Here is a 23,971-nt window from a genome sequence, read left to right on the forward strand (position 1 = left end):
CCCCCGTCGTGGGGAAAGGCCGTCGGATCACCGAGTCGGAATCAGGTGGTGGGGCGGCACAGCGAGTTCTGGTTGGCGCTACAGTCGGTCAGCTGCAAGGTGTCCACGTGCATCGTCAGGGTCGCCGGTTGCGAACCACCGGCCGGTGCCACCACGGAGATCTGCACGCTGGCCGCGTTCGACGGTGCAACCGCCTCGTAGGACCACTCCCACCAGTTCGACGTCAGGCCGAACGAGCTGCCGAGCGACGTGGACAGCAGCGTGCCGCCGGAGTTGTACCACCGCATCCGCAGCGCGGCGGTGCCGGAGTCGGCGCGTAGTCGGACGAAGAACTTGTAGTTGTGCCCGGCCGTCACGGACGGCCTACGGCTCACGCTGACCGACTTCTCGCCCGACTGCGGTGAGCTGACGAACTGCAACGAGCGACGGTTGTCGAAGTAGCGGGCCGAGACGCCGGCGTACGAGCCCTGCGGTGTCACCGAGATGGCCGCCCCCGACCCGGAGGTGGTGAACCCGGTGGGGTTCGAGGTGCCCGGCGTCTGCGCCTCGATGGTCCGTTCCTGTGCGGTCAGCAGGTCGTTGTTGGCACCGACGTCACAGCACACCGGCGGCGTGAGCAGCGGGTGAACCGCCGCATTGTTCGTGGTCGTCGACGGATAGTTGTCCACATGGAACCGGGCGCTGGTCTCGCTCGGGTCGTAGTTCTGGCGGTAGCCCAGGTCGAAGGCCCACCAGTCGCCGAAGCACATCATGATGTCGGGGCAGTACTGCTCGGCCTGCCAGTTACCGTTGGAGTCCTGCCAGACGTGCTCGCCCATGTAGGCGTGACCGGCACCAAGCAGGTGCGACACCTCGTGCCCGACGACCCCGCTGTCCCACGCCTCGACGACGGAAATGCAGCCGCTACCCCCCGTGGTCGGACACCAGTACGCCGAGTTGGATGGCGCGGGGAACTCGGTCAAAACCACGTACCAGCGGTTGCTGTCGTCGTACCCCTTGGCCGAAAGCTCGTTCGCGATCGACCAGAAGTCGGTGTTCGTGGTGTCGATCTTCACCGGCGTCACCATCGCCTGCGCGTACTGGTTGTACGTGCTGGTGGTGGTCGACCGGCAGCTCACCTTCACGTGCTGGTCGTAGTTGCTGGCCTGGTCGAACAGCCAGTCGACGCGATCCATGACGCGGGCGGCATGCTCGACGTTCGTCGCGTACTGGTTCCCGGTGGAGTTGTTCCACGCATAGATCACCTGCACCGCCGCCGGACTGCTGGCCGGCGGGCTCGTCGGATCGGTGGCGGTCGTGTCGCATCCCGCTCTGGGCAGGCTGGCGTTGTTCGGCTGCGCGTAGGGCAGGGTCGGCTCGCTGCCGAGGTTGGCGGCATGGACCGGCTGCCCGGACGACACCATCACCAACGCGGTCACGAGCAGGGAGGCCAACCCCAGTCGGCGACCGCGCCCAGACCAGCGTCCTTTGCCGAGCATGCAAATCCTCCCTTGGGTAGGTGATTGTCACGGCGTGTCATCGGGCATCCGGCTGACAGTTGCACCAGACCGATCGGCAATTTGGCCGCCATGCGGTGCTTCAGCGCTCTTCGTCGTGAGTGACCAATAGCGGCATCTCGCGGTGCGAAACAAGCTTTCGCGCCTCACGCCGTTCATCGATGAGGGTTGAAGCTAGCTCTGTTTCGATGTCGACCTCAAGACGACGATGCCGCTGTTTCTGTTCCGATCAGTCCCGAACAGTCTCGAACATGTCCCGGCCATTCGTCTGATCGCCCATCACCGGCGGCAGCCCGCCAGTGACGACGACGCGGACGCTGCCGACGCCCGCGGTCGGCTTCAAATCCGGCTGTCAAAGCCCGACGGTGCCAGGCATCATCATCACGAGGTCCTGGAGCGAGCCGGACCGATGTGGCTTGCCGCGGCCATCTCGTCACCACAATTGGCAAGGAGCAGACGATCCACAACCCCGACACGATCACCCTCTGGCGACCCACCGGACAGTCCGAACGTGACCTCGTGGCGGCGTCGGGGTGGCGGGCCTGGCCACCACGCCTGCCTGACCAGCCGATCTTCTACCCCGTACTCAATCGCTGGTACGCCACGAAGATCGCCCGCGAGTGGAACGTCCCCGCCGAGGGCGTCGGCTACGTGACCCGATTCGACGTCCAGCGTTCGTACCTGGACCGTTACGAGATTCGCCAGGTCGGTGGCCGAGACGTGGTGGAGTACTGGATCCCCGCCGAGGAACTCACCGACCTCAACGATCACATCGTCGGTGCCATCGTCGAGGAGGCCGAGTACCGCGGCCCGGTAGAGGACCAGGAGTTCGTTGACGCCGACAAGGCCCTGGGCCGGGCTCTGCCGGCCGCCTGGCGTACCTACCTCCAGAGGGAGTCGTGGTTCCGCCGCGGTTGGATGTCCAGCGGAGCCTACGTGTGGCTCAACTCGCCACGCGAGATGCTCGAGCTGCACGACGCATGGGACGCCGCCACCGACGAACATCCCGGCATCGCGATCATCGGCGGTGACGGCTCCCGTGAACAACTCGTGCTCGACCTGCGCAGCGACCCTGCACCGGTGCTCCTGGCCGACATCACCAGCGCTGGCTGGGACAGCGCCATCCGGCAGACCGACGATGTCAGCCGACTCGTCGACAGCATCGAGGCCGGCACCTTCGAGTTCCGCTTCGACGATTAGCCGACATCGGGATCGATCCCGTTGGCGTCCTCGGACACTCGTACCCTCCGCGCGTCCCTGGCTGGTTCGCTACTCGCGTCCGACCCAGGTCGCGATGCATGCCTCATTGCCCTCGGGGTCGGCCAGCACCCACCACTTCGGCGCGTGCGCGTCGGAGACGACGCGCCCGCCGGCGGCCACGGCGGCGGCAATGCGGCCCTCGGCCAGATCGTGCGGAACGGCGATGTCCACATGCATCCGATTGCGTTGCGGTCGCGCCGTCGCCATGGGTTGCAGCCCGAATCCGGGGCCCCGCCGCGCCGGATCGGCCAGGTAGTCGTCACCGATCTGCCGGTACCCCAGCAGCGCTTGCCAGAACGGCAGCACGTCCGAGGCCACCGCCGCATCGAGGGTGACGTTGATGAGCTGCACCGCGGTGGGGTCGGCGGGGATGCCCAGCGCCCGGGCGGCGGCCGATATCCGTCGCGCCAATGAGATGTCACGCCGCGACAGCGACACCGTGACGCCGGCATGGCGCAGGTCCAGGTTCAGGTGCTCCTGCTCGTCGCGGTCGACGAGCCGACCGATTTCTTCGACGAGGGCGATACCCGCCGGCAGCGAGCCGGTCCGGAAGTAGGCCGAAGCAAGGTGGTAGAGACATCGCCAGTCTTCGACACCGTCAGCGGCGTGGAAGCGACCAGCGGTGATCTGCGCCGTCACGTTTGCGGACCACGTGTCGACGGCGGGCCAGAGGCCCACTGCGGCTTCGCGATCCCCTCCGGGGACGGTCCGTCACGGCGTCCGCTCATCCCCAGGAGCGTACGCGGCGCTGGCCCCCCGTAAAGGGGGCGCACCTTGCCGGGTCAGCTGACGGCGTGAGGGGGCAGGCTCCACGCCGGATCGAGTCCGCTGGTGCATCGCTGATGTCTTGTAGAGCGTTGTCACCCGATCGGTCGATTTGCCTTTAATTGGAGGGTGGGCCCGGATGCTGGACGGGCCCCCGCTCCCCGATCGCTCGCTTATTTACGCCAACTTTCTTAATTTATCGAGCGTGCGTCCAGATTTTACCGATGTGTGTCCACTGTTGACCCATACAGAAGGCCGCTGCTACAGTCGATTCGCATTGACCTATGTGATCTTGTGCGGTCGAATGGGGGTCGCGCCGCTCGACGCTAGTGCGATCGAGCGCAAGGCAGCGAGGCTTGTCGCATCCATGCAGGTTAATACAACACGGGGAACATATGAATACTGACTCACTCTTGGCCGACGGGCCGGTCCTACCGGACAGCCCGCGGGTGGACGGCCTTCTCCGGTCCGGACCCGACGACGAGCGCCGCCTGGTCCCCGACCAGCCGATCACCCGGGCAACCCTGTGCAACCCGGTGGCGGAACGCCAGACCCGCCTGCACGCCGCCCGGGCTTCGCGCCGACGGGACTCTGGTGCCCTGCCTCCCACCCTCGCTGGCGGGTCTCACCACGATGCTGGTCGCATGGCGAACCGGCGCCCAGTTCACGATCCTCGACCGCTTGGCCGCTGCCGAGAAGTCCCCGGCGAGTCTCGTCGCCGAGATGCGGCGACATGCGCGACTCGGCGACGTCCCGCGCCCTGCGGAGCGGGTCGTGCCGATCGCTTCCGTCGTCCCTGTTCTGAGCCTGGTCGGTGGGCTGCGGTACGCGCTCGCCGCCCCGGTCCGTCTGATGCTCCCGGCGCGGGTCAGGGTCGATGCCGTGCTGGCCGCGATCACCGCGGAGGACCTGCCGACCACAGTGACCGGCGTCCCGCTCCAACCGCACCGGGCAGCGTCGCACGGAACGCCGCCGTCCGCTGACGGGCCTGCGCAGCGCGCCCTCCGAGGCACCCGAACGTTCACCGACAAACGACACACCGAATCAAGCCGTCGCGCCATTCCAACCGAAGGGAATCCGCATGTCTGCCGACGTATTCGCGTTTCTTGTCGACGCTCTCAAGAACATGAACTATGACACCTCTTCGGTGACTCGGGAAACGGCGTTGGGTGCCAATGGTCTGGGACTGGAGTCCCTGGCGGTCGCCGAGGTCTCCATTCAGGTGGAGGACGCCTACGGCGTGCAATTCGACGAGGACGAGGCCGAGCGGCTGGCCATGATGACCGTGGGTGACCTGGCGGACGAGATCACCGCGCGCAGGGAGCAGAAGTGACCGCTGCCGCGTCTCTGGACCGGCAGGGCGTCATTGAGATGCGGGGTCGAACCCGGGTGCCGGCGTGCTGCCCGCGAAGCATCCGGCCGTGCTGACGAACGTCCCCACCACATCTTCGAGGGAGCCGAGACATTGGACGTCAAGAAAATGCGGGCCGAGCTCGCCGCGGATCCGGCGCTGGGCACCGGAAATCTGCTGACCACGCTGATCGTGCGGGGTGAAGGGCTGGACGATCCGGCGCTGACCTTCGACACCCCGGTGGACGACCACCCGGCCTGGCAGCCGATGTCGCTGAACGAGCTGGAGTACCGGGTCACCGCCCGGGCCGCCGAGCTGCACCGGCTGGGCATCAGGCCGCGGGATCCGGTGGCGGTCTACGTCCGCGCCGCGGCCGACCAGGCGCTGAGTTTCCTCGCGCTGGCCCGGATCGGCGCCGTGCCGGCCCTGATCAACGGCAACCTCGACAGCGGTCTCGCCGCCGAGTACATCCGGAAGCGGCTGGCCTCGCCCGTGGTCGTCACCGACGCGGCGCACCGGCGAGCACTGCGCGACGGAGGGCTCGCCAGCCAGTCGATGGTCGACGTCGCGACGCTCGGCGGGGGCGACCCGCGGCTGGCGCCACCGCCGTTCCAGCACCACCCCGACGATCCGGTCGTCATCACCCACTCGTCCGGGACCACAGGTCTACCCAAGGCGGTGGCCCACTCGCACCACAGCCTCTTCGCGGCCGTACGGCACCGCCTGACCCTGCCGAAGGCGGCGGCGCTGGACCGGATGCTGGTGATCCTGCCGCCCGGGCACGCGGCCATGGTGATCGCGCTCAGCGTGGCGCTGTGCAACCACGTGGAGCTGGCGTTGTGCTCCCGGCAGGACGGCGCGTACGTCCTCGACCTGATTGAGAAGTGGCGCCCGATCAGCGTACTTGGCTTCTCGACGACGTGGTCGGACCTGGCCGGCGTCGACCTCACCACCCGGGACCTCAGCTCGGTGCAGGCCTGGTGGAACACCGGGGACTGCGCGCACGAGCCGCACATCCGTCACCTTGTCGCCGCCGGCCGGCGGTACGTGATGACGAGCGAGGGCGTGACCCAGAAGGCCGGTTCGGTCTTCATCGACGGGCTCGGCTCCTCGGAGATGGGTCATTCGCAGTTCTTCGTCACGCACACGCCGGACACCGACCGGTACCGGCGTTGCATCGGCCGGCCGCACGTCTACACGGACGCCGTGGTGTTCGACGACGAAGCCCGCGAGCTACCGGTCGGGCAGGTCGGCCAGCTCGGCATCAAGGCGCCCACCCTGTCGCTCGGCTACTGGAACGACTCGGAGCTGACCTACCGGACCCGCCGCAACGGCTACTTCCTCACCGGTGACCTGGTGTTCCGGAACGAGGCTGGCTACTTCTTCCACGTCGACCGGCTCGTCGACGCGGTCGACATCGGCGACGGCAACTGGGTGTACACCGCTCTCTCCGAGGAGCGCGTCCTGGCCTCCTGCCCGGAGGTGCTCGAGTGCACGGTGGTGGCTGTCGGTGAGCCCGGCGAGGTCCGTACGGTGATTCTGCTGACGTTGCGGAACGGCGGCGAGCCGGAGCCGGACCTGGTCGCGAAGGTGACCGCGGCGCTCGAACCCGCGGTGGCGGCGACCGTGACAGCCGTACTGACGGCGGACGACGGCGTGCTGCCGTTCGGTGCCACCGGCAAGGTGCGCAAGGCGTTGCTGCGCGACCGGCTCCTGAGCGGGGAACTGCTCGGGGCGGCCGCAGCGGTGGTGCGGTGATGAGCGCGCGTCCCGTCATCACCGGCATCGGTCTGTTCACCCCGGTCGGGCGGGCCGTCGACACGGTGTGGGATGCCGTCTGCTCCGGCAGGTCCGGCATCCGGCAGGTGCCCGCCGACCATCGGCTCGCCCCGGCCATCGGCTACGCCGGCTTCGCGCCGGAGATCGACGCGTCCGAGGTGCTACCCCCCGCCGAGGGCCGGCTCGTCGACCGGTTCGTGCTGATGGCTCTCGCCGCCGCCGCGGACGCGATGGCGGACGCCGGACTGACCGTCGGCACCGACGTCGACCCCGACCGGGTCGCCGTGGTCGTCAGCAGCGGTGCGGGCGGCCTGGACATCTTCGAGGAGCAGAGCCACGCGTACGCCGCCCGCGGCCGCACGGCGGTGAGCCCGTACATGCTGCCGGGCTTCCTGGGGAACATGGCGGCGGCCCGCATCGCCATCCGGTACGGAGCGCGGGGCTTCAGCTCCGCCATGTCGACGGCGTGCTCGGCCGGCGCGCACGCGGTGGTGGAGGCGTTCCGCCTGATCGCGCACGGGGACGCGGACGTGGTGATCTGCGGGGCGTCCGAGGCGCCACTGAACCCGACGGGCTCGCTGAGCTTCCGGCACGCCCACGCGCTGTCGATGCGGTGGCCGGATCCCACCGCCGCGAGCCGTCCCTTCGACGTACGCCGCAACGGTTTCGTGCTCGCCGAGGGCGCGGGCATCCTGGTGGTCGAGCGAGCCAGCGACGTGGATGCCCGGGGCGCGGCCGGATATGCCGACCTGCTCGGCTGGGGTGTCACGACCGACGCGTACCGGCCGACGACGCCCCTGCCGGATGGCGCCTGCGCGGCCAAGGCGATGGCCGCGGCCCTTCGTCGCGCCGACCTCCCACCCGGCGAGGTCGACTACGTCAACGCGCACGGAACCAGCACCAAGCTGGGTGACGTGGCCGAGGTCAAGGCGCTGCGCACGGTCTTCGGCACGGCACCGCCGGCGATCAGCAGCACCAAGTCGGTGACCGGTCACCTGCTCGGCGGATCAGGTGCGGTGGAGGCCGGGCTCACGGCGCTGGCCGTGTCCCGGGGAGTGCTGCCGCCGACGTACAACCTGGACGAGGTCGACCCCGAGTGCGAGGCGGACCACGTACGAAAGCAGCCGCGCACCGGCCGGGTGCGCAGCGCGATATCGAACTCCTTCGCCTTCGGCGGCCACAACGTGAGCCTGCTCATGGGTGAGGCCAGCACGCGCCGTCGTCGTACCGCGGGATAGCCGTCCACGATGGCCAGGAGACTACTGACCGCCTCGTCCGTCCGGACAGGCCTCAACATCGCGTCCTGGATAGCGCCGGCGCTCGCCGGCCACGGCGCGTACGTCACCTTCTGCAAGACCTGGAAGCGGGCGAACCTGCGGGTCACCGAGCAGGAGGTACACACGTCGGCCATCCGGGACGTCGTGGTGGTCGGGGGGAAGCGGGTCGTCACGTACCGCTGGGGCGACGGCGTGAGGCCGGTGCTGCTGCTGCACGGGTGGCGCTCGCGGGCGTCCCGGTTCGCCTCCTTCGTTCCCCGGCTGCTCGCCCTCGGGTACAGCCCGCTGAGCTTCGACGCCCCCGGCCACGGCCACTCGGGCGGGGAGGCCACCACCGTGGCGGAGTACGGCCGCGTCATCGACGAGGTGCAGCGACGTTTCGGGACCTTCGAGGCGATCGTCGCGCATTCGTACGGCGTGCCGTGCGCCCTGCTCGCCGTACGCAACGGTGTGCGGACCCGGAGACTCGTGGCCATCAGCGGTGTCGCGGACCTCGGGTTCCTGGTCGACGAGTTCCACCGGCGGCTGGGGGTCAACGAGCGGGTCGTGCGCCGCCTGCGCCGGCGCGTACAGCGGGAGGTCTTCTGGGCCGGGCAGGGCGCCGGGCAGCAGTCGCCCGGCGCGCGAGCCGAGGCCGGCGTTCCAATGCTCGTGATCCACGACGCCTCCGACACCACGGTCGGCATGGATCACGCGAACCGGCTCATCGCCGACTACGCCGGCCCGGCCCGGCTGCTCGTCACCGACCGGCTGGGGCACCAGCGCATTCTCATCGCCCGTGAAGTGGTGCAGGCGGTGGTCGAGTTCGTGGACGAGGCGCCGAGCCCGGCGTCGCTGGCTCTGGCGCCCGACGCCGACGACTGATCGTCTCCGGAGAGGACATCGTGCACTTCTCGGATCCCCTGACCAGCACCGTCGCCGACGAACTGGCGCGGTGCGGTGTCACCGACGTGGTCGCCTCGCCCGGCTTGCACTCCGGGGTGCTCGCGCACGCCGTCCACCGGTGCCCGGGCCTACGGCTGCACGTACGCATCGACGAACGGTCGGCGGCTTTCCTCGCGCTGGGGCTCGCCCGGGCGGGCGGCCGCCCCGCCGCCGTGGTGTGCACGTCGGGAACGGCGGCAGCCAACCTGCATCCCGCCGTGCTGGAGGCCCGGCACAGCCGCGTGCCGCTGGTCGTCATCACCACCGATCGGCTGCCTGCGCTGCGCGGCACGGGAGCCAACCAGGCGACCGACCAGGTACGGCTGTACGGGACGGCGACGCCCCACTACACCGAACTGCACACCGAGCCACCCACCACGGCCACGGTGCGGTACTGGCGATCCGCGGTGTCCCGGGCCCTCGGCAACTGCGTCCACGGGCCGGTGCATCTCAACATCGGCCTGCACGAGCCGTACGACGCACCGGCCCCCCTGCCGGACGAGGCAGCCCTCCTCGCGTCGACGCGCCCACCGGGGAAACCCTGGACCCGGGTCCGGCACGTCCCGGAGCCACCGCGCACGCTCGACGTACCCGCCCGCGGGGTGATCGTCGTCGGCGACGGCGCGAGCGATCCGGACGCCGCTGTCACCTTCGCCGAGGAGGCCGGGTGGCCGTTGCTCGCCGAGCCGCAGAGCGGCGCGCGCTACGGCGCCAACGCCATCCGGACGTACGGCGACCTGCTCAGCCATCGGGAGTTCCGAAAGGGGGCCGAGCCGGAGATGGTGATCACGATGGGGCGACCCGGCGTCCACCTCGCGGTTCTCGACTATCTCGATCAGGCCGGCGACCATCTCGTCGTCGATCCGTCCGGCGACTGGGCCGACCCCACCCGCGGCGCCACCGAGGTGCTGTCCCGGCTCGGTACGCCAAGGCTGCGTGCTCGGGATCCGGATTGGCTGCGCCGGTGGCAGGACGCCGACAAGGCCGCCGCGGGCGCGCTCGACGTGATGCTGGACCGGACCGATCTCAGCGAGCCGCGCATCGCCCGCGACCTGGTGGCGACGATCCCGGACGGGTCGCTGCTCTTCGCCGGGTCCAGCATGCCGATTCGCGATCTGGAACAGACCATGCGACCGCGTCAGCACGTCCGGATCCTCGCCAACCGGGGACTCAACGGCATCGACGGAGCGGTGTCCAGTGCGATCGGTGCCGCGCTGGCCCACCAGGCGCAGGGCGGCGGCCGGGCCTACGCGCTGCTCGGCGACCTGTCGCTGCTGCACGACCAGAACGGGCTCGTCACCGGCCTCGGCTCACCGCGGCCGGACCTCACCATCGTCGTGGTCAACAACAACGGCGGCGGCATCTTCTCGCTGCTCCCGGTCCGGCGGCCGAGCGACGACTTCGAGATGCTCTTCGGTACGCCGCACGGCGTCTCCTTCGAACAGGTGGCGGCCGCGTCCGGCTGGCCGTACACGCGGGCCGCCGGCACGGCCGATCTGCTCGCGGTGCTCGATGAGCCCGGTCCCCGGCTGATCGAGGTGGTCACCGATCGCCGGGACAATGCCTCGCTGCACCGGCGCCTCGCGGTGGCCGTCATGTCCGCCGTCGGAGCGGCCCTGTGAGCGGAGCTCCCACTCCACGTCTGCCCGCTGGGAGAAAATGATGTCGACTTCCCACGCTGAACCGGACCACACCGTGGCGGCGGTCCCGCCACGGGTACGACCGAGTGACGCCGCGCTGGTACAGAGCCTGCTCTCCGGGGCCTGGCTGGGCCAGGCCTGCTATACGGTCGCGAAGCTCGGCATCGCCGACCTGCTGGCGGCCGGTCCGGAGACCGCGCCGAACCTGGCCGCGCGGTGCGGCGCCGATCCGGACGCGCTGCTGCGCCTGCTGCGGGCACTGGCCTCCGTCGGACTCTTCACCCAGCGGGGACGCGAGACGTTCGAGCTCACCGGCGCCGGCTCGCTGTTACGCAGCGACGTGGCCGCATCCGCCCGGGCCAGCGCCATCATGCTGGGCGAGGAGGTGTTCCGCTCGTTCGCCGAGCTGCCGCACGCGGTCCGGACCGGCACCCCGGCCTTCGACGAGGCGTACGGGCAGCCCATGTACACCTACCTCGCCACTCACCCCGAGGTCGCGCGTACGTTCCACGCCGCCCTCGGGAGCCATCGGACGGTACCCGCCGCCCTGTCACGGTGTGACGTCGGCGGGGCCCGCACCATCGTCGATGTCGGTGGCGGCGACGGCGCGCTGCTCGCCGCCCTCCTCACCGGCCGGCCGGAGACCCGCGGCGTACTCCTCGAACTGCCGGAGGCGATCCGGCAGGCGAGTACCCGCTTCGCCGAGGCCGGTGTCGCGGACCGGGTGACACTCGTGGAAGGCAGCTTCTTCGACCGGGTGCCCGGCTATGGCGATCTCTACCTGTTGGCGCGTTGCCTGCACAACTGGAGCGACGACAGGGCCCTCGCCATCCTGCGGACCGTACGCGAGGCGATGCGGCCCGGAGCGCGCCTGGTGGTGCTGGAAAAGGTGGTCCCGGACGGCCCGGGACCGAGCCAGGCCAAGATCTTCGATCTGCTCATGCTGGCCATGGTGGAGGGGCGTAACCGGACCGACGGCGAGTACCGGGAGCTGATCAGCCGCAGCGGCTTCGATGTGGTGGCCGTACACCCGGCGTCCCGACACGATCCCCGGGCCGAGAGCGCCATCGAGGCCGTCGCGGTGTGAGACACCGGGAACTCAGCGCCGTCCTTGGACGATCAGGTGGTCGATGTCCACGCTCGACGAAACGAGGGAGGATTCATGCCGGAGATGAAGGCTGCGCCCGATGCCGAACGAGTGGCACTGTCTGACGCGATCCGCAGAGCCGCTGACCGCGCGGCAGCGGTGATCCGGGCCGCGAAGTCGCCGGACGCCATGGTTCCCGGGCTCAAGTGGACCGCCGGCGAGACCGCGGCGCACCTGGTGAACGAGTTCGTCGACTACACCGCGTACGCGCAGGGACGGAACAACCCCGCCGCGGGCGACCACCCGTCGCGGCGCAACGCCGAGGCGAACGCCGCGCAGCTGCGTGCCGATCCCGATCGTGACCTCGCCTCGCTTGCCGATCGGCTGCTGCCGGCGATGACCGGATTCCTGGCCGTGGAGCCACCGGCGCAACCGCTGATCGTCAGCAACGGCCTCGCGTTGAGCTGGTCGACGATGGGCTCGGCGCTGCTCGGCGAACTGGTCGTGCACGGGCTGGACATCGCGCGGGCGAGCGGACAGCCGTGGCGCATCGACCGGTCGGACGCGTTGCTGGTGCTCGACGGCGTACTGACGATGATGCCGCGATACCTGAACCCGAAACGCGCCGCGAACGTCCGCGCGAGTATCGAGATCAGGTTGCGTGGCGGCCCGCGCTATCTGGTGGAGATCGACCACGGGACCGCGGTGACCGGCAGGTCGACCGCGCAGGCCAGGCCGGACTGCTGGATCTCCGCCGACCCCGCCGCGTTTCTCGAGATCGGCTTCGGTCGTACCGGCCAGTGGGGCCAGATCGCCCGCGGCAGACTGCTGGCCGGCGGCCGCAAGCCCTGGCTCGCCACCACCTTCGGCACGGTGTTCAGCAGGCCATGAGACCTCGCGCCGGTCACCACCACGATTGATCGGCCGGCGGGATCGCCGCGCCGCCCCCGGTCCCACCCCTCGATCTCCCCCTTGCTCATTTCCTATCTACACGGTAGGAAAAGTAGGTGACTACCACGGTCCCCGCGCCACCTGCCGCGGAAACCTCGATCGGCGCGTCGGCGGTGACCCCTGACGCACTGGCGCCGCACGGCGGACGCCGCCGCCGGATCCTGCTCCGGCTGTTCGCCCTCGTCGTGCTCTACGGGCTGTGGGAGATCGCCGCCCGAGCCACCAGCAACCCCACCTTCATCCCCTCGCCCGGTGCGGTGTGGCACCAACTCATTCAGACCTCGACCACCCACGACGGCATCCGTGGTTACAGCGGACACCTGCTCATCGAGCACCTCGCGGTGAGCCTGCGCCGCATCCTGATCGGATCCGTCATCGGTGTCGCCGGCGGCGTGCTCCTCGGCGTCGTCATGGGAACCGTCGGCTGGATCCGGGTGGTCGTCGAACCGGTCGTCACCTTCATCCGGGCGCTCCCACCCCTGGCCTACTTCAGCCTCTTCATCATCTGGTTCGGCATCGACGAGACGCCCAAGCTGTGGCTGCTCTCCATCGCCGCGCTGCCCCCGGTCGCGGTCGCCACCGCGGCAGCCGTCTACTCCGCACCGACCGGGCTGGTGGAGGCCGCGCAGGCGCTCGGCGCCGGCCGCGCGCGGGTGATCCGCGACGTGGTGCTGCCCAACGCGCTACCGGAGATCTTCACCGGGATCCGGATCGCCGTCGGGGTCGCGTACTCCTCAGTGGTCGCCGCGGAGACGATCAACGGCGTACCCGGCATCGGCGGCATGATCCGCGACGCCCAACGCTACTCACAGACCGACGTGGTCGTCCTCGGTCTCTTCGCCATCGGCCTGTCGGGCCTGCTCATCGACGCCCTGCTGCGGACCGCCGAGAGCCGGCTGATCCCGTGGCGCGGCCAGATATAGGAGAAGAATAATGCGCAAGACTCTGGGCCTGCTGGCCGCTGCCACCCTACTGCTCACCACCGCCTGCGGAAATGGTGCCGCCAGTGGCGGCGGCGACCCCGACCGCAAGAGCATCCGGATCGCCTACCAGGCATTTCCGAGCGGCGACCTCATCGTCAAGAACCAGGGTCTGCTGGAAAAGGCGCTGCCCGACTACCAGATCACCTGGACCAAGTTCGACTCCGGCGCCAGTATCAACACCGCCTTCGTCGCCGGCAGCGTCGACATCGCGGCGATCGGGTCCAGTCCGGTCGCTCGCGGACTCTCCGCACCCTTGAACATCCCGTACCAGGTCGCCTTCGTGCTCGACGTCGCCGGCGACAACGAGGCACTTGTCGCCCGCAAGGGCTCCGGGGTCACCGACGTGAGCGGCCTGCGCGGCAAGAAGGTGGCGACGCCGTTCGCCTCCACCGCCCACTACAGCCTGCTGGCCGCGCTGGACCGCGCCGGTGTCAAGGAATCCGACGTCACCATCGTCGACCTGGAACCGCAGGACATCCTGGCCGCCTGGACCCGCGGTGACCTGGACGCCGCCTACTCCTGGCTGCCGTCGCTCGACGAACTCAGGAAGACCGGCACCGTACTGGTCACCAGTCGCGAACTGGCCACCGCCGGCAAGCCCACCCTGGACCTCGGTGTCGTCGCCACCGCCTTCGTCAAGGCACACCCGGCGGCCGTGGACGCCTGGCGTAAAGCCCAGTCCCAGGCACTGAACCTGATCCACGACGACCCGGCCGCAGCCGCGAAATCGGTGGGCGTCGAACTGAACCTCAGCCCCGAGGAAGCGCAGCGGCAACTCTCGCAGGGCGTCTTCCTCAAGCCCGCGGACCTCGCCAGCCCCGCATGGCTCGGCACCTCGGCAGCCAAGGGTCAGCTCGCCGACAACCTCGTCAGCGCGGCACAGTTCCTCAAGGACCAGCAGAAGATCGACGCGGTGCCGGACCTGGCGACCGTCCAGGCCGCCATCTACACCGAAGGGCTGCCGAATGTCCTCGGTTGACGCTGGTGGAACGGCCGCGATCGCCGTCACCGACGTCGAGCACGCGTACGGCGACGTCACCGCCCTCGGTCCGATCGACCTGACCGTACCGGCGGGTGAGTTCCTCGTCCTGGTCGGCGCCTCCGGCTGCGGCAAGAGCACCCTGCTGCGGCTGATCGCCGGCTTCGAGCGGCCCACCACCGGCGCGGTCCGCACCGCTGGTGCGCCGCCGGTCCCAGGGCGCGGCGCCGGCCTGGTCTTCCAGCAGCCCCGCCTGTTTCCGTGGAAGACCGTCGGCGGCAACATCGAGGTGGCCCTGCGCTACGCCGGGCAGCTCACCGACGGTGTCGACCGGCTACTCGCCCGGGTCGGCCTACCCGATGTGGCCAAGCGCCGTACCTGGCAGATCTCCGGCGGCCAGCAGCAGCGAGTCGCGATCGCCCGCGCCCTGGCCGCGGACCGCCCACTGCTGCTGCTCGACGAACCGTTCGCCGCGCTCGACGCGCTGACCCGGGAGCGCCTCCAGGAGGACCTGCGCGACGTCAGCACGGTAACCGGTCGGACGTCGGTGTTCGTCACCCACAGCGTGGACGAGGCCGTCTTCCTGGGCAGCCGGGTCGTGGTGCTCAGCCCGCGCCCGGGCCGGATCGTCCTGGACCTGCCCATCGACCTGCCGCGCACCGGCGTCACGCCGGACGACCTGCGGGGCCTGCCCGAGTACGCCGCGCTGCGCGCCGAGATCGGGCATGCCGTCCGCACCGAAGGAGCATCCACATGACGACCGTGCTCGTACAGCTCGACCTCGAACCGCTGGGACCGCACTTCGGCGCCCTGGTGCACGGGTTGAACCTGGCCACCGCCACCGACGACGAGATCGTCGCTCTCCGCGCCGCCCTGGTCGACCGCAAGGTGCTCTTCCTGCGCGACCAGCGCCTCGACGACGACGCGCAGGTGCGCCTGGGCCGCCGGATCGGCGAGCTGACCGCCTCGCATCCGGTCGTCGGTGGCGTCGACGAGGCCCATCCGGAGGTGTACGCCCTGGACAGCACCGACAACGGCTTCGCCGACGTGTGGCACACCGACGTCACGTTCATGAAACGGCCGCCACTCGGCTCGATCCTGCGCGCGGTCACCCTCCCACCGAGCGGCGGGGACACCAACTGGGCCGACGCGCAACTGGCGTACGACTCGCTCAGCGAGCCCGTACGCCGGCTCGTCGACAACCTCACCGCCGTTCACGACGGCACCCGCGAGTTCGGCTACTACCTGGCCCAACGCGGAGGCAACGTGTGGGAGGGCCAGCCGGTGTCCCGGCTCGACCCGGTCGAGCACCCGGTGGTCCGGGTACACCCCGAGACCGGGCGTCGGGGAATCTTCGTGAACCCCGGCTTCACCTCGTACATCGTCGGGGTCTCCGACGCCGAGAGCCGGGCCATCCTGGACCTGCTCTACGCCCACCTCACCAAGCCGGAGCACATCGTTCGACACCGCTGGCGCCCCGGCGACGTGGCACTCTGGGACAACCGCAGCACGGCCCACTACGCCAACCGCGACTACGGGTCCGAACGGCGGGTCATGCATCGCATCACCCTGCGCGGGGACATCCCGCGCGGACCGCAGGACCAGCCGCCCTCCTCCGGCATCTGAGCGGCGCGTCGACCGCGAGGCGGACGTCCTCAGTCCCGCCACTCCTTGGCGAGCAGCTCGTACGAGCTGACCCGGTCGCCGTGCGCGTGGGTGATCGTGGTGATCAGCAGTTCGTCGGCGGCGGTGACGTCCCGCAGGACGCGCAACCGCTCGACGACCGTCCCGGGCGACCCGACGAACTGGGTGTCGACCCGGTCGGCGACGAGTTGGCGGTCCTCGTCGGTCCACGGCAGCGCGGCAGCCTGCTCCGGGCGTGGAAAGGGAATCGCGCCGTCACCGCTGCGGATGCTGCGCACCCAGGGTCCGTACGGCGCGGCGAGTCGACGTGCCGTCTCGTCGGTGTCGGCGACGACGACGTCGGCGGAGACCACCACGTACGGCTGGGCCAGCACCGCCGAGGGCCGGAACGCGGCCCGGTAGGCGGTCACGGCATCGAGCACCGAGGAGGGACTGACGTGGTAGTTGGCGGCGAAGGGCAGCCCGAGCGCGCCGGCGAGTTGGGCGCTCTCCCCGCCGCTGCTGCCGAGCAGCCACACCGAGAGGTCGGTGCCCTCCCCCGGTACGGCGTGCGCGTCCAGACCGTTCTCGTCGGTGTAGTCGCCGCGCAGCAGGGCCAGGACGTCGGCCAGTTGGTCGGCGAAGGGCGGCGGCTGCGCGCCCGGTTGGTGCAGCAGCGTGTTGGCCAGCGCGAACCGCGGTGAGGTGAGCACGCTGGCGTAGGAGAACGGCGGCGGGATGAGCAGTCCGTCGACGACCCGGGCCTCGACGGGCGGCACGTTCGTGGGCGCGGTGAGCGCCCGGGCCGCCTCGACGCGCCGCTGCCCGGAACGGCCGAGCCCGAGGTCGATCCGCCTGGGGTACAGCGCGGCGAGGGTGCCGAACTCCTCGACCACCGACAGGGCGGTGCGGTGCCCGACCTGGACGGCGCCGGAGCCGACGCGGAGCACGCTGGTGGCCGCGGCGACCTGCCCGATGAGCACCGCCGGCGCCGAGCTGGCGACGCCCGCCGCGAGGTGGTGCTCGGCCAGCCAGTAACGGTGGTAGCCGGACTGCTCGACCCGGCGGGCCAGGTCGACGGTGTTGCGCAGGGCGTCGGCGACCGTACCGCCGGCGGGCACCGGCGAAAGGTCGAGGACGGACAGTGGCGTCGATGGCATGGTGGGGTTTCCCGTCTCTCTCAGACCGCTGGCGTGGCGGCCGGCGCCGGTGCGAAGGGGCGACTGGGGATCTCTCGCCGCAGCACCGGCGCCACCTCGGCCTGGAACAGCTCCAGGCTCTCTCGGTGCTGCTTGTCGGTGAGGCCGTCGTGATCTGCCTGGAGGTGCATGACCTCGTGGCCGAACTCCTCGTGGTAGCGCAGCACCTTGTCGACGATCTGCTGCGGGCTGCCGACCAGGATGGAGCTGCGTTCGATGGCGTCCTCGATGGTGGGAAAGACCGTCGGCAGGCCGAGCCGCTCGAACGCGGCGACCCGGGCGTCGAAGATCGGCCGGTACCGCTCGATCGCCTCCTGCGAGGTACGCGTGACGTAGAAGCCGGCCGACCCGGCGCCGACCAGGGCGTCGGCCGGGTCGTGGCCGTAGTGGACCCAGCGGTCCCGGTAGTGGCGGATGAGCTCGGCGTACGGCTCGATGGGGTTGGTGACGTTCGCGGAGAAGAGCGGGTCGCCGTAGCGGGCGGCCAGGTCGACGGACTCCCGGCTGGTGGCGCTGCCGTGCCAGACCCGGATGGGCTGTTGCAGCGGGCGTGGCCAGGTCTCGGCGTCGGTCAGCGACGGCCGGTACGTCCCCGACCAGGTGACCCGGTCCTCCCGCCAGAGCCGCCGGAACAGCTCGTAGCCCTCCCGGTTCCGGTCCCACTGGTCCTCGGCGGTGACGTGGAACAGTTGCGCCTGCGCGGCGCCGTTGCCCTTGCCGATGATCAGTTCGAGTCGGCCGCCGGAGAGGTGGTCCAGGGTGGCGTAGTCCTCGTACGCGCGGACCGGGTCGAGCAGGCTGAGCGTGGTGACGGCGGTGAAGAGCCGGATGGTGGACGTACGGGCCGCGATGTGGCTCAACACCACCGGAGGCGAGGAGGAGATGAACGGCCGCTCGTGCCGCTCGCCGACGCCGTACCCGTCGAAGCCGAGTTCCTCGGCGAGCACAGCCGTGTCGACCACCTCCCGGAACCGCTCGCTGGTGCTGCGACGCTGGCCGGTGACCGGGTCGGGCAGGTGGGTGATCAGAGTGATCAGCAGGAACTTCATGCGGGGACCGTCACTTCCGGCACGGGGGTCATGGGCGGCGTACCGCCAGGGCGAAGCAGCGCGAGTAGGGCAGGGTGTCGTACGGGGCGAACACCGGGATGGGCCGGTAACCCGCCTGCTCGTACCGGCGGACCGCGTCGGGCTGGCGGTCGCCGGTCTGAAGCACGATCCGTACCGCGCCGAGCTGACCAGCGGCCTCCCGGGCCGCGTCGAGCAGACTCCCGGCGATGCCGCGCCCCCGGTGCGCGGGCGGCACGTACATCCGCTTGAGCTCCAGGTCGGGACCGTGCCACCGCATCGCGGCGTGCCCCACCGGCGTGGCGTCGGCCGTGTACGCCACGCCCGTCCACGCCACCGAGCCCGGGCTGAGCACCTGGACCGTGGGGAGGTGGATCGGGTCGTCGGGGCGGTCGGCGTACCGGTGGCGCAGTTCGGCGGTCATCCCGGACCGCAGGGCGGTGGCGTCCGGGTCGTCCCAGCGCCGGCGGCAGACCGTGACAGGCGTGGTCACGCCGCACCGACGCGGCCGACCGGGCGGGCGGGACCGAGACCGAGGTGGTCGCGCAGCGTGGTGCCCGTGTACTCGGTGCGGAGGACGCCGCGTTCCTGCAACAGTGGGACGACCTGGTCGACGAACTGGTCGAGACCGCCCGGGGTGAGGTGTGGCACCAGGATGAACCCGTCGGCGGCGTCGGACTGGACGAAGTGGTTCATCCGGTCGGCGACCTGTCGGGGGGTGCCGACGAACGACTGCCGGCCGGTCACCTCGATGATCAGGTCGCGGATTCCGAGGCCCTTCTCCTCGGCCAGTGCCCGCCACCGCTGGGCGGTGGCGATCGGGTCCGGGTACATGCCGGTCCGGCCTCGGCTGATCGCGTCGGCGCTCACGTCCGGGTCCTCGGCGGGCAGCGGGCCGTCCGGGTCGTACGCGGACAGGTCCCGGTTCCACAGCTGCTCCAGCAGCAGGATCGCGGTCTGCGGGCTGACCTGCTGACGGCGGATGTGGTGGGCGCGTTCCTGCGCCTCGGCGTCGGTGTCGCCGAGCACGAAGGTGACCCCGGGGATGATCTTCAGGTCGTCGGGGTTGCGGCCGTGCCGGGCGAGCCGGGACTTGACGTCCCGGTAGAACTCCTGGCCGTCCTCCAGCGTGCCGTGCCGGGAGAAGATCGCGTCCGCGCTGGACGCGGCGAACTCCCGCCCGTCTGGCGAGTCGCCGGCCTGGAGGATCACCGGGTGCACCTGCGGGCTACGCGGCACGGTGAAGTGCCCGGCGATGTCGAACTGGTCGCCGTGGTGGGCGAACGCGCCGGGGTCCGCCTCCGTCACGTACCGGCCGCCGTCCTGGTCCCCCACGATCGCCTCCGCCGGCCAGGACTCCCACAACTCGCGGGCCGTCCGGACGAACTCGGCAGCCCGCTCGTACCGCAGGGAACGGTCGAGGTAACCGCCCCGGCGGAAGTTCTCCCCGGTGAACGCATCGGACGTGGTGACGACGTTCCAGGCGGCGCGCCCGCCGGAGAGGTGGTCGAGGCTGGCCAGCTGACGGGCCAGTTCGTACGGCTCGCGGAAGGTGGCGTTCAGGGTGCCGGCCAGCCCGAGGTGGCTGGTGACGCTCGCGAGGGCGGCCAGCAGGGTCAACGTGTCCGGACGGCCCACCACGTCGAGGTCGTGGATGCGCCCGCGCTGCTCGCGCAGGCGCAGCCCCTCGGCGAGGAAGAGAAAGTCGAACTTGCCGCGCTCGGCGGTGCGGGCCAGGTGGACGAACGAGGAGAAATCGATCTGACTGCCGGAGTCGGGGTCGCTCCACACCGTCGTGTTGTTCACGCCGGGAAAGTGCGCGGCCAGGATGATCTGCTTGGGCATGGCGGTCTCCAGGAGTCAGGCGGTCGCCGCGACGGCGTACCGGCTGGCCGGTCGGGGCAGGCCGAGCAGGTCCCGCAGCGTCCCGCCGGGATATCCGACACGGAACAGACCTCGGCCCCGCAGCGCGGGCACCAACGCACGGGTGATCAGGGTCAGGTCGTGGGGAAGCACGGCGGGTCGCAACCGGAACCCGTCCACACCCGAGCGCTGCCACGTGGCGATCAGGTCCGCCAGGTCGGCCGCCGTTCCGGTGAAGGTGGCCGCGTCCGAGCGGAACTCCTGGCCGTGCAGCTCGTCGAGGCGGGCGCCGCGTCGGCGGGCGAGGGTCGGCGACTCGTCGAGCAGGACACCCAGGTCGGCGAACACGCGCAGCGGCGGTTCGCTCCGGCCGACGGCCGTCTCGGCGGCCCGGACCTCGGCGACGATCGCGGCGGCGTGTTCGGCGTCGGTCGGGGTGACGAAGACGACGTCGGCGTGCCGGGCGGCGAAGGCGTACGGCACCGACGAGTGGGCCAGCGCGGCCACCACCGGCTGGCCCTGCGGGGATCGGGGCACGATCGAGGGGCCCTTGACCGAGAACCACCGGCCCACGAAGTCGATGTAGTGCAGTCGTTCCCGGTCGACGAAGCGTCCGCTGGCGACGTCCCGGATCTCGGCGTCGTCCTGCCAGCTGTCCCACAGGCGGCGGACGACCTCCACGGCGTCGCCGGCCTCCGCGAACAGGTCGCCGACGAGTCGGACGACCTCCGGGTCGTCGAGCCGGGTCGGATCCAGGGCGGGGATCTCCCGTCGGCCGAAGTGTCCGGCCTCGGCGTGCCGGGCGGAGACCCGGGGTCGCCAGCCGGCCCGGCCGCCGCTGAGGTGGTCGAGCGTGGCCACCCCGGTGGCGAGGTGGAACGGCTCGGTGTGGGTGGTGCTGGTGGTGGGCACCAGCCCGATGTGCCGGGTCAGCGGGGCCAACCGCGCCGCGATCTGCACCGCGTCGAGGCGTCCACGGAGCTGGTCGACCCGGCCGTCGGGGCCGTCGGGTCGCGTCGACTGGAGGTCGAGGCTGTCCTCGAAGGTGAGCAGGTCCAGTGTGGCGCGTTCGGCCTCTCCGGCGAGGGCGGCCCAGTAGCGGGCGGTCAGCGGCGCCGACGCGCCGGCGCGGGAGAGACGCCAGGCGGCGGGGTGCCAGCCGAGGCCGTCGAGGGCGACTGCAAGGTGCAGTGACTTCTCGGTCATGGGCGTTCCTCCTGCGGTCGGCCGGCGACGACGAGCGTGGGCAGCGCGTCGAGCAACGATCGGGTGTAGTCGTGTCGGGGGTAGGTGAAGACGTCGCCGACCGGTCCCTGCTCGACCACCGTGCCGTCGTGCATCACCAGCACCCGGTCGCTCAGGTGGTGCACCACCCCCAGGTCGTGGGAGATGAACAGCAGCGCGGTGCCGTCGGCGGCGCGTAGCTCGGCCAACAGGTCGAGGACCTGCGCCTGGACGGAGACGTCGAGGGCGGAGACCGGCTCGTCGCAGATGATCAGACTCGGTCGCGGGGCGATCGCGCGGGCGACGGCGACCCGCTGCCGTTGCCCGCCGGAGAGATGTCGGGGATGCCGGTCCAGCAGATCCGGCCCGAGGCCGACCCGGCGTAGCAGGTCGACGACGTGGTCGCGCCGGTCCCGCCGGTCCACGTCCGGGTCGAGGTTCTCCCCGATCACCTGGCCCACCGCGTAGCGGGGGTCGAAGGAGCTGAGCGGGTCCTGCGAGATCAGTTGCAGCCGGCGGCGCAACGGGCGGCGGGTCCGTTCCCGAACGGCGGACCACGGCAGCCCTTCGAAGGTGACGGTGCCGGCGTCCGGATCGAGCAGACCGGCGACGATCCGCGCCACGGTGCTCTTGCCGGATCCCGACTCCCCCACCAGCCCGAGCGTCTCGCCGCGTGCCACCGAGAAGGAGACGTCGCTGACGACGGTGTGCTCGCCGTACCTCCTGGTCAGCCCGCGCGCGTCGAGCACCCGGTCGTCCGGGCGGACCTCGCCGCGGGCGGGCAGGGCCGCCCGGACGCCCTCGACCGCGGCGAGGCGGCGGCCCCGCGACGACGCCGAGGGCACCGCGGCCAGCAACTGCCGGGTGTACGGGTGTTCCGGTGCCCGCAGCAGCCGGTCGGTGGGCCCGTGCTCGACGATGCGACCGTCGCGCATGACCAGCACCCGGTCGGCGACCTGGGCGACCACCGCCAGGTCGTGGCTGATCAGCAGCAGGCTCACCCCGGCGGCCCGCCGTTCGGCGAGCAGCCGCAGGATCTGGGCCTGCACGGTGACGTCCAGCGCGGTGGTCGGCTCGTCGGCGATGAGCAGTGCCGGCTCCCCGGCGATCGCCGAGGCGATCAGCGCCCGCTGCCGCAGCCCGCCGGAGAGCTGGTGCGGATACTGTCGGGCCCGCCGCTGCGGCTCCGGCAGGTGGACCAGGTCGAGCAGGTGGGCGACCCGGCCGGCCCGTTCCGTGCGGCCGACGATGCCGTGGGTGGTGAGCACCTCGCCGACCTCGGCGCCCACCGTCCGCAGTGGATCGAGGGAGACCAGCGCGTCCTGGAGGACCAGCCCGGCGAGGCGACCCCGGACCCGCCGCCAGTCCCGTGGGCGGTGCGTGCGCACGTCCTCCCCGGCCAGGTCGAGCCGGGCGGCGCGGACCCGCGCGTCCGGGCCGGCAAGACCGACCAGGGTACGGGCGGTGACGCTCTTGCCGGAACCGGACTCCCCGACGACGGCCACGCACTCGCCGCGCTCGACGGTGAAGCTGATCCCGCGTACCGCGGCCACCCGCCCGGTCGGGGTGTCGAAGTCGACGTGCAGGTCCTCGACCGCGACCAGCGGCGCCATCAGCGTCGCCGCCCGTCGAAGCGGGCCTGCCAGTGCCGGCCGACGACGGTCAGCGAGACCACCGTGGCGGTGACGGCCAGGCCGGGCAGGATGCTGATCCACCAGGCCACCTGGAGGTAGTTGCGTCCCTCGGAGAGCATCGCGCCCCACTCCGGGGACGGCGGCTGAGGGCCCATGCCGAGGAAGCTGAGCCCGGCGGCGGCCAGGATCGCCTCACCGAGCCCGATCACGGCGAGCACCGGCACCGGGCCGACCACGTTGGGCAGCACGTGCCGCAGCACCAGCCGAGGCCGGGACTGCCCGAAGGTGACGGCCTGTTCGACGAAGCCGGAGCGGCGGACGACAAGCGTCTGACCACGGACCACACGAGCGTGGTGCGGGAGGGTGGCGATACCGATGGCGACGATCAGGCTGACGGTGCCGGGGCCGGCGATGGCGATGAACAGCAGCGCCAGCAGCAGCATCGGAAACGCCGACAGCGCGTCGAACGTGCGGCTCAGCGCCTCGTCGGCGACCCGGTGCGTGAGGCCGGCGAGCAGGCCGAGCAGCACCCCGCCGGTCACGGCGATCGCGGTGGCGGCCACACCGATGGTGAGCGAGTGACCGGCGCCGTGCACCACCCGGGTCAGGACATCGCGGCCGAGGTGATCGGTCCCGAACCAGTGCCCGGCGCCGGGCGGACTCAACACGGCGAGCGGATCGGCCGCCAGCGGGTCGGCGGGAGCCAGCGCCGCCGGCCAGGCCGCGGCGACGACCAGCAGGACGAGGTACGCCCCGGCGGCGAGCAGGCCCGGACCCGGCCGGGACCGTCGCCGTACGACCGGTTCGGTCGGGTCGGCGAGGATCCGGGCGGGCGCTTCGGTGAGCGGGGTGCCCAGGGTGACGGTCAT

General features: G+C 71.0%; 20 protein-coding genes and 1 pseudogene. 12 read left to right on the forward strand and 9 right to left on the reverse strand.

All coding sequences use genetic code 11. The features are described 5' to 3' along the window. Positions 1-41: 41 nt before the first annotated feature. Complete coding sequence (locus ACQPZK_RS19635; protein ID WP_433534395.1) at positions 42-1,478, reverse strand: hypothetical protein; 1,437 nt, start codon at positions 1,476-1,478, stop codon at positions 42-44. 477 nt (positions 1,479-1,955) lie between these two features. Between ACQPZK_RS19635 and ACQPZK_RS19640 the strand changes: the two are divergent. Further along, positions 1,956-2,282: pseudogene (locus tag ACQPZK_RS19640) on the forward strand (ADP-ribosylation/crystallin J1); the annotation flags it as partial. A 483-nt stretch (positions 2,283-2,765) separates the two neighbouring features. On the opposite strand, the gene ACQPZK_RS19645 reads toward ACQPZK_RS19640, so the two are convergent. Beyond that, the gene (locus tag ACQPZK_RS19645) at positions 2,766-3,395 is read right to left on the reverse strand and encodes a VOC family protein (RefSeq protein ID WP_433534396.1); all 630 of its coding nucleotides are present in this window, start codon (positions 3,393-3,395) and stop codon (positions 2,766-2,768) included. A 1,207-nt stretch (positions 3,396-4,602) separates the two neighbouring features. Here ACQPZK_RS19645 and ACQPZK_RS19650 point away from each other — a divergent pair. The 11 genes from ACQPZK_RS19650 to ACQPZK_RS19700 all read left to right on the forward strand — a co-directional run bounded on the left by ACQPZK_RS19650 (position 4,603) and on the right by ACQPZK_RS19700 (position 16,118). Continuing rightward, positions 4,603-4,854 carry an acyl carrier protein gene (locus ACQPZK_RS19650; protein ID WP_433534397.1) on the forward strand — a complete coding sequence of 84 codons (252 nt, stop codon included), beginning with the start codon at positions 4,603-4,605 and terminating at the stop codon, positions 4,852-4,854. 132 nt (positions 4,855-4,986) lie between these two features. Next, the gene (locus tag ACQPZK_RS19655; protein WP_433534398.1) at positions 4,987-6,630 is read left to right on the forward strand and encodes an AMP-binding protein; all 1,644 of its coding nucleotides are present in this window, start codon (positions 4,987-4,989) and stop codon (positions 6,628-6,630) included. After that, positions 6,630-7,889, forward strand: a complete 1,260-nt coding sequence (locus tag ACQPZK_RS19660; protein WP_433534399.1) for a beta-ketoacyl-[acyl-carrier-protein] synthase family protein — start codon at positions 6,630-6,632, stop codon at positions 7,887-7,889. The genes ACQPZK_RS19655 and ACQPZK_RS19660 overlap by 1 nt, the downstream gene beginning before the upstream one ends. A 9-nt stretch (positions 7,890-7,898) precedes the next feature. Next, positions 7,899-8,792: an alpha/beta hydrolase gene (locus tag ACQPZK_RS19665; RefSeq protein WP_433534400.1), complete on the forward strand. Its 894-nt coding sequence runs from the start codon at positions 7,899-7,901 to the stop codon at positions 8,790-8,792. A gap of 20 nt (positions 8,793-8,812) precedes the next feature. Beyond that, the gene (gene menD, locus ACQPZK_RS19670) at positions 8,813-10,474 is read left to right on the forward strand and encodes a 2-succinyl-5-enolpyruvyl-6-hydroxy-3-cyclohexene-1-carboxylic-acid synthase (RefSeq protein ID WP_433534401.1); all 1,662 of its coding nucleotides are present in this window, start codon (positions 8,813-8,815) and stop codon (positions 10,472-10,474) included. Positions 10,475-10,514: 40 nt separating this feature from the next. Then, the gene (locus ACQPZK_RS19675) at positions 10,515-11,579 is read left to right on the forward strand and encodes a methyltransferase (protein WP_433534402.1); all 1,065 of its coding nucleotides are present in this window, start codon (positions 10,515-10,517) and stop codon (positions 11,577-11,579) included. 75 nt (positions 11,580-11,654) lie between these two features. Then, positions 11,655-12,470, forward strand: a complete 816-nt coding sequence (locus ACQPZK_RS19680; protein WP_433534403.1) for a maleylpyruvate isomerase N-terminal domain-containing protein — start codon at positions 11,655-11,657, stop codon at positions 12,468-12,470. A gap of 116 nt (positions 12,471-12,586) precedes the next feature. Further along, positions 12,587-13,453 (forward strand): ABC transporter permease, encoded by an 867-nt coding sequence (locus ACQPZK_RS19685; protein ID WP_433534404.1) that lies wholly within the window; start codon positions 12,587-12,589, stop codon positions 13,451-13,453. Positions 13,454-13,463: 10 nt separating this feature from the next. Continuing rightward, positions 13,464-14,492 carry a taurine ABC transporter substrate-binding protein gene (locus tag ACQPZK_RS19690; protein WP_433534405.1) on the forward strand — a complete coding sequence of 343 codons (1,029 nt, stop codon included), beginning with the start codon at positions 13,464-13,466 and terminating at the stop codon, positions 14,490-14,492. Continuing rightward, positions 14,479-15,249 carry an ABC transporter ATP-binding protein gene (locus tag ACQPZK_RS19695; RefSeq protein WP_433534406.1) on the forward strand — a complete coding sequence of 257 codons (771 nt, stop codon included), beginning with the start codon at positions 14,479-14,481 and terminating at the stop codon, positions 15,247-15,249. The genes ACQPZK_RS19690 and ACQPZK_RS19695 overlap by 14 nt, the downstream gene beginning before the upstream one ends. Continuing rightward, positions 15,246-16,118 (forward strand): TauD/TfdA dioxygenase family protein, encoded by an 873-nt coding sequence (locus ACQPZK_RS19700; protein ID WP_433534407.1) that lies wholly within the window; start codon positions 15,246-15,248, stop codon positions 16,116-16,118. The genes ACQPZK_RS19695 and ACQPZK_RS19700 overlap by 4 nt, the downstream gene beginning before the upstream one ends. A 29-nt stretch (positions 16,119-16,147) precedes the next feature. On the opposite strand, the gene ACQPZK_RS19705 is transcribed toward ACQPZK_RS19700, so the two are convergent. The 7 genes from ACQPZK_RS19705 to ACQPZK_RS19735 are packed head-to-tail and all read right to left on the reverse strand — an operon-like array spanning position 16,148 to position 23,971. Further along, complete coding sequence (locus ACQPZK_RS19705) at positions 16,148-17,275, reverse strand: LLM class flavin-dependent oxidoreductase (RefSeq protein WP_433534408.1); 1,128 nt, start codon at positions 17,273-17,275, stop codon at positions 16,148-16,150. Between the two features lie 20 nt (positions 17,276-17,295). Continuing rightward, positions 17,296-18,363 carry an LLM class flavin-dependent oxidoreductase gene (locus ACQPZK_RS19710; RefSeq protein ID WP_433534409.1) on the reverse strand — a complete coding sequence of 356 codons (1,068 nt, stop codon included), beginning with the start codon at positions 18,361-18,363 and terminating at the stop codon, positions 17,296-17,298. A 28-nt stretch (positions 18,364-18,391) separates the two neighbouring features. Continuing rightward, positions 18,392-18,874, reverse strand: coding sequence for a GNAT family N-acetyltransferase (locus ACQPZK_RS19715; RefSeq protein WP_433534410.1), 483 nt, complete (start codon positions 18,872-18,874; stop codon positions 18,392-18,394). After that, positions 18,871-20,226: an NtaA/DmoA family FMN-dependent monooxygenase gene (locus tag ACQPZK_RS19720; RefSeq protein WP_433534411.1), complete on the reverse strand. Its 1,356-nt coding sequence runs from the start codon at positions 20,224-20,226 to the stop codon at positions 18,871-18,873. Before ACQPZK_RS19720 ends, ACQPZK_RS19715 begins: the two co-directional genes overlap by 4 nt. Positions 20,227-20,241: 15 nt before the next feature. Beyond that, positions 20,242-21,450, reverse strand: coding sequence for an LLM class flavin-dependent oxidoreductase (locus ACQPZK_RS19725; protein WP_433534412.1), 1,209 nt, complete (start codon positions 21,448-21,450; stop codon positions 20,242-20,244). After that, positions 21,447-23,081, reverse strand: coding sequence for a dipeptide ABC transporter ATP-binding protein (locus ACQPZK_RS19730; protein WP_433534413.1), 1,635 nt, complete (start codon positions 23,079-23,081; stop codon positions 21,447-21,449). The genes ACQPZK_RS19725 and ACQPZK_RS19730 overlap by 4 nt, the downstream gene beginning before the upstream one ends. Beyond that, the gene (locus tag ACQPZK_RS19735; RefSeq protein ID WP_433534414.1) at positions 23,081-23,971 is read right to left on the reverse strand and encodes an ABC transporter permease; all 891 of its coding nucleotides are present in this window, start codon (positions 23,969-23,971) and stop codon (positions 23,081-23,083) included. The genes ACQPZK_RS19730 and ACQPZK_RS19735 overlap by 1 nt, the downstream gene beginning before the upstream one ends.

The sequence above is a fragment of the Micromonospora sp. CA-249363 genome (genome assembly GCF_050950185.1).
Classification (GTDB): Bacteria; Actinomycetota; Actinomycetes; order Mycobacteriales; family Micromonosporaceae; genus Micromonospora.

Excerpts from the sequence above, each read along its gene's own strand:
- ACQPZK_RS19635 (WP_433534395.1), bottom strand. The coding sequence starts at position 1,478 with ATGCTCGGCAAAGGACGCTGGTCTGGGCGCGGTCGCCGACTGGGGTTG.
- ACQPZK_RS19650 (WP_433534397.1), top strand. The coding sequence starts at position 4,603 with ATGTCTGCCGACGTATTCGCGTTTCTTGTCGACGCTCTCAAGAACATG.
- ACQPZK_RS19660 (WP_433534399.1), top strand. The coding sequence starts at position 6,630 with ATGAGCGCGCGTCCCGTCATCACCGGCATCGGTCTGTTCACCCCGGTC.
- ACQPZK_RS19665 (WP_433534400.1), top strand. The coding sequence starts at position 7,899 with ATGGCCAGGAGACTACTGACCGCCTCGTCCGTCCGGACAGGCCTCAAC.
- ACQPZK_RS19675 (WP_433534402.1), top strand. The coding sequence starts at position 10,515 with ATGTCGACTTCCCACGCTGAACCGGACCACACCGTGGCGGCGGTCCCG.
- ACQPZK_RS19680 (WP_433534403.1), top strand. The coding sequence starts at position 11,655 with ATGCCGGAGATGAAGGCTGCGCCCGATGCCGAACGAGTGGCACTGTCT.
- ACQPZK_RS19690 (WP_433534405.1), top strand. The coding sequence starts at position 13,464 with ATGCGCAAGACTCTGGGCCTGCTGGCCGCTGCCACCCTACTGCTCACC.
- ACQPZK_RS19695 (WP_433534406.1), top strand. The coding sequence starts at position 14,479 with ATGTCCTCGGTTGACGCTGGTGGAACGGCCGCGATCGCCGTCACCGAC.
- ACQPZK_RS19700 (WP_433534407.1), top strand. The coding sequence starts at position 15,246 with ATGACGACCGTGCTCGTACAGCTCGACCTCGAACCGCTGGGACCGCAC.
- ACQPZK_RS19705 (WP_433534408.1), bottom strand. The coding sequence starts at position 17,275 with ATGCCATCGACGCCACTGTCCGTCCTCGACCTTTCGCCGGTGCCCGCC.
- ACQPZK_RS19710 (WP_433534409.1), bottom strand. The coding sequence starts at position 18,363 with ATGAAGTTCCTGCTGATCACTCTGATCACCCACCTGCCCGACCCGGTC.
- ACQPZK_RS19720 (WP_433534411.1), bottom strand. The coding sequence starts at position 20,226 with ATGCCCAAGCAGATCATCCTGGCCGCGCACTTTCCCGGCGTGAACAAC.
- ACQPZK_RS19725 (WP_433534412.1), bottom strand. The coding sequence starts at position 21,450 with ATGACCGAGAAGTCACTGCACCTTGCAGTCGCCCTCGACGGCCTCGGC.
- ACQPZK_RS19730 (WP_433534413.1), bottom strand. The coding sequence starts at position 23,081 with ATGGCGCCGCTGGTCGCGGTCGAGGACCTGCACGTCGACTTCGACACC.
- ACQPZK_RS19735 (WP_433534414.1), bottom strand. The coding sequence starts at position 23,971 with ATGACCGTCACCCTGGGCACCCCGCTCACCGAAGCGCCCGCCCGGATC.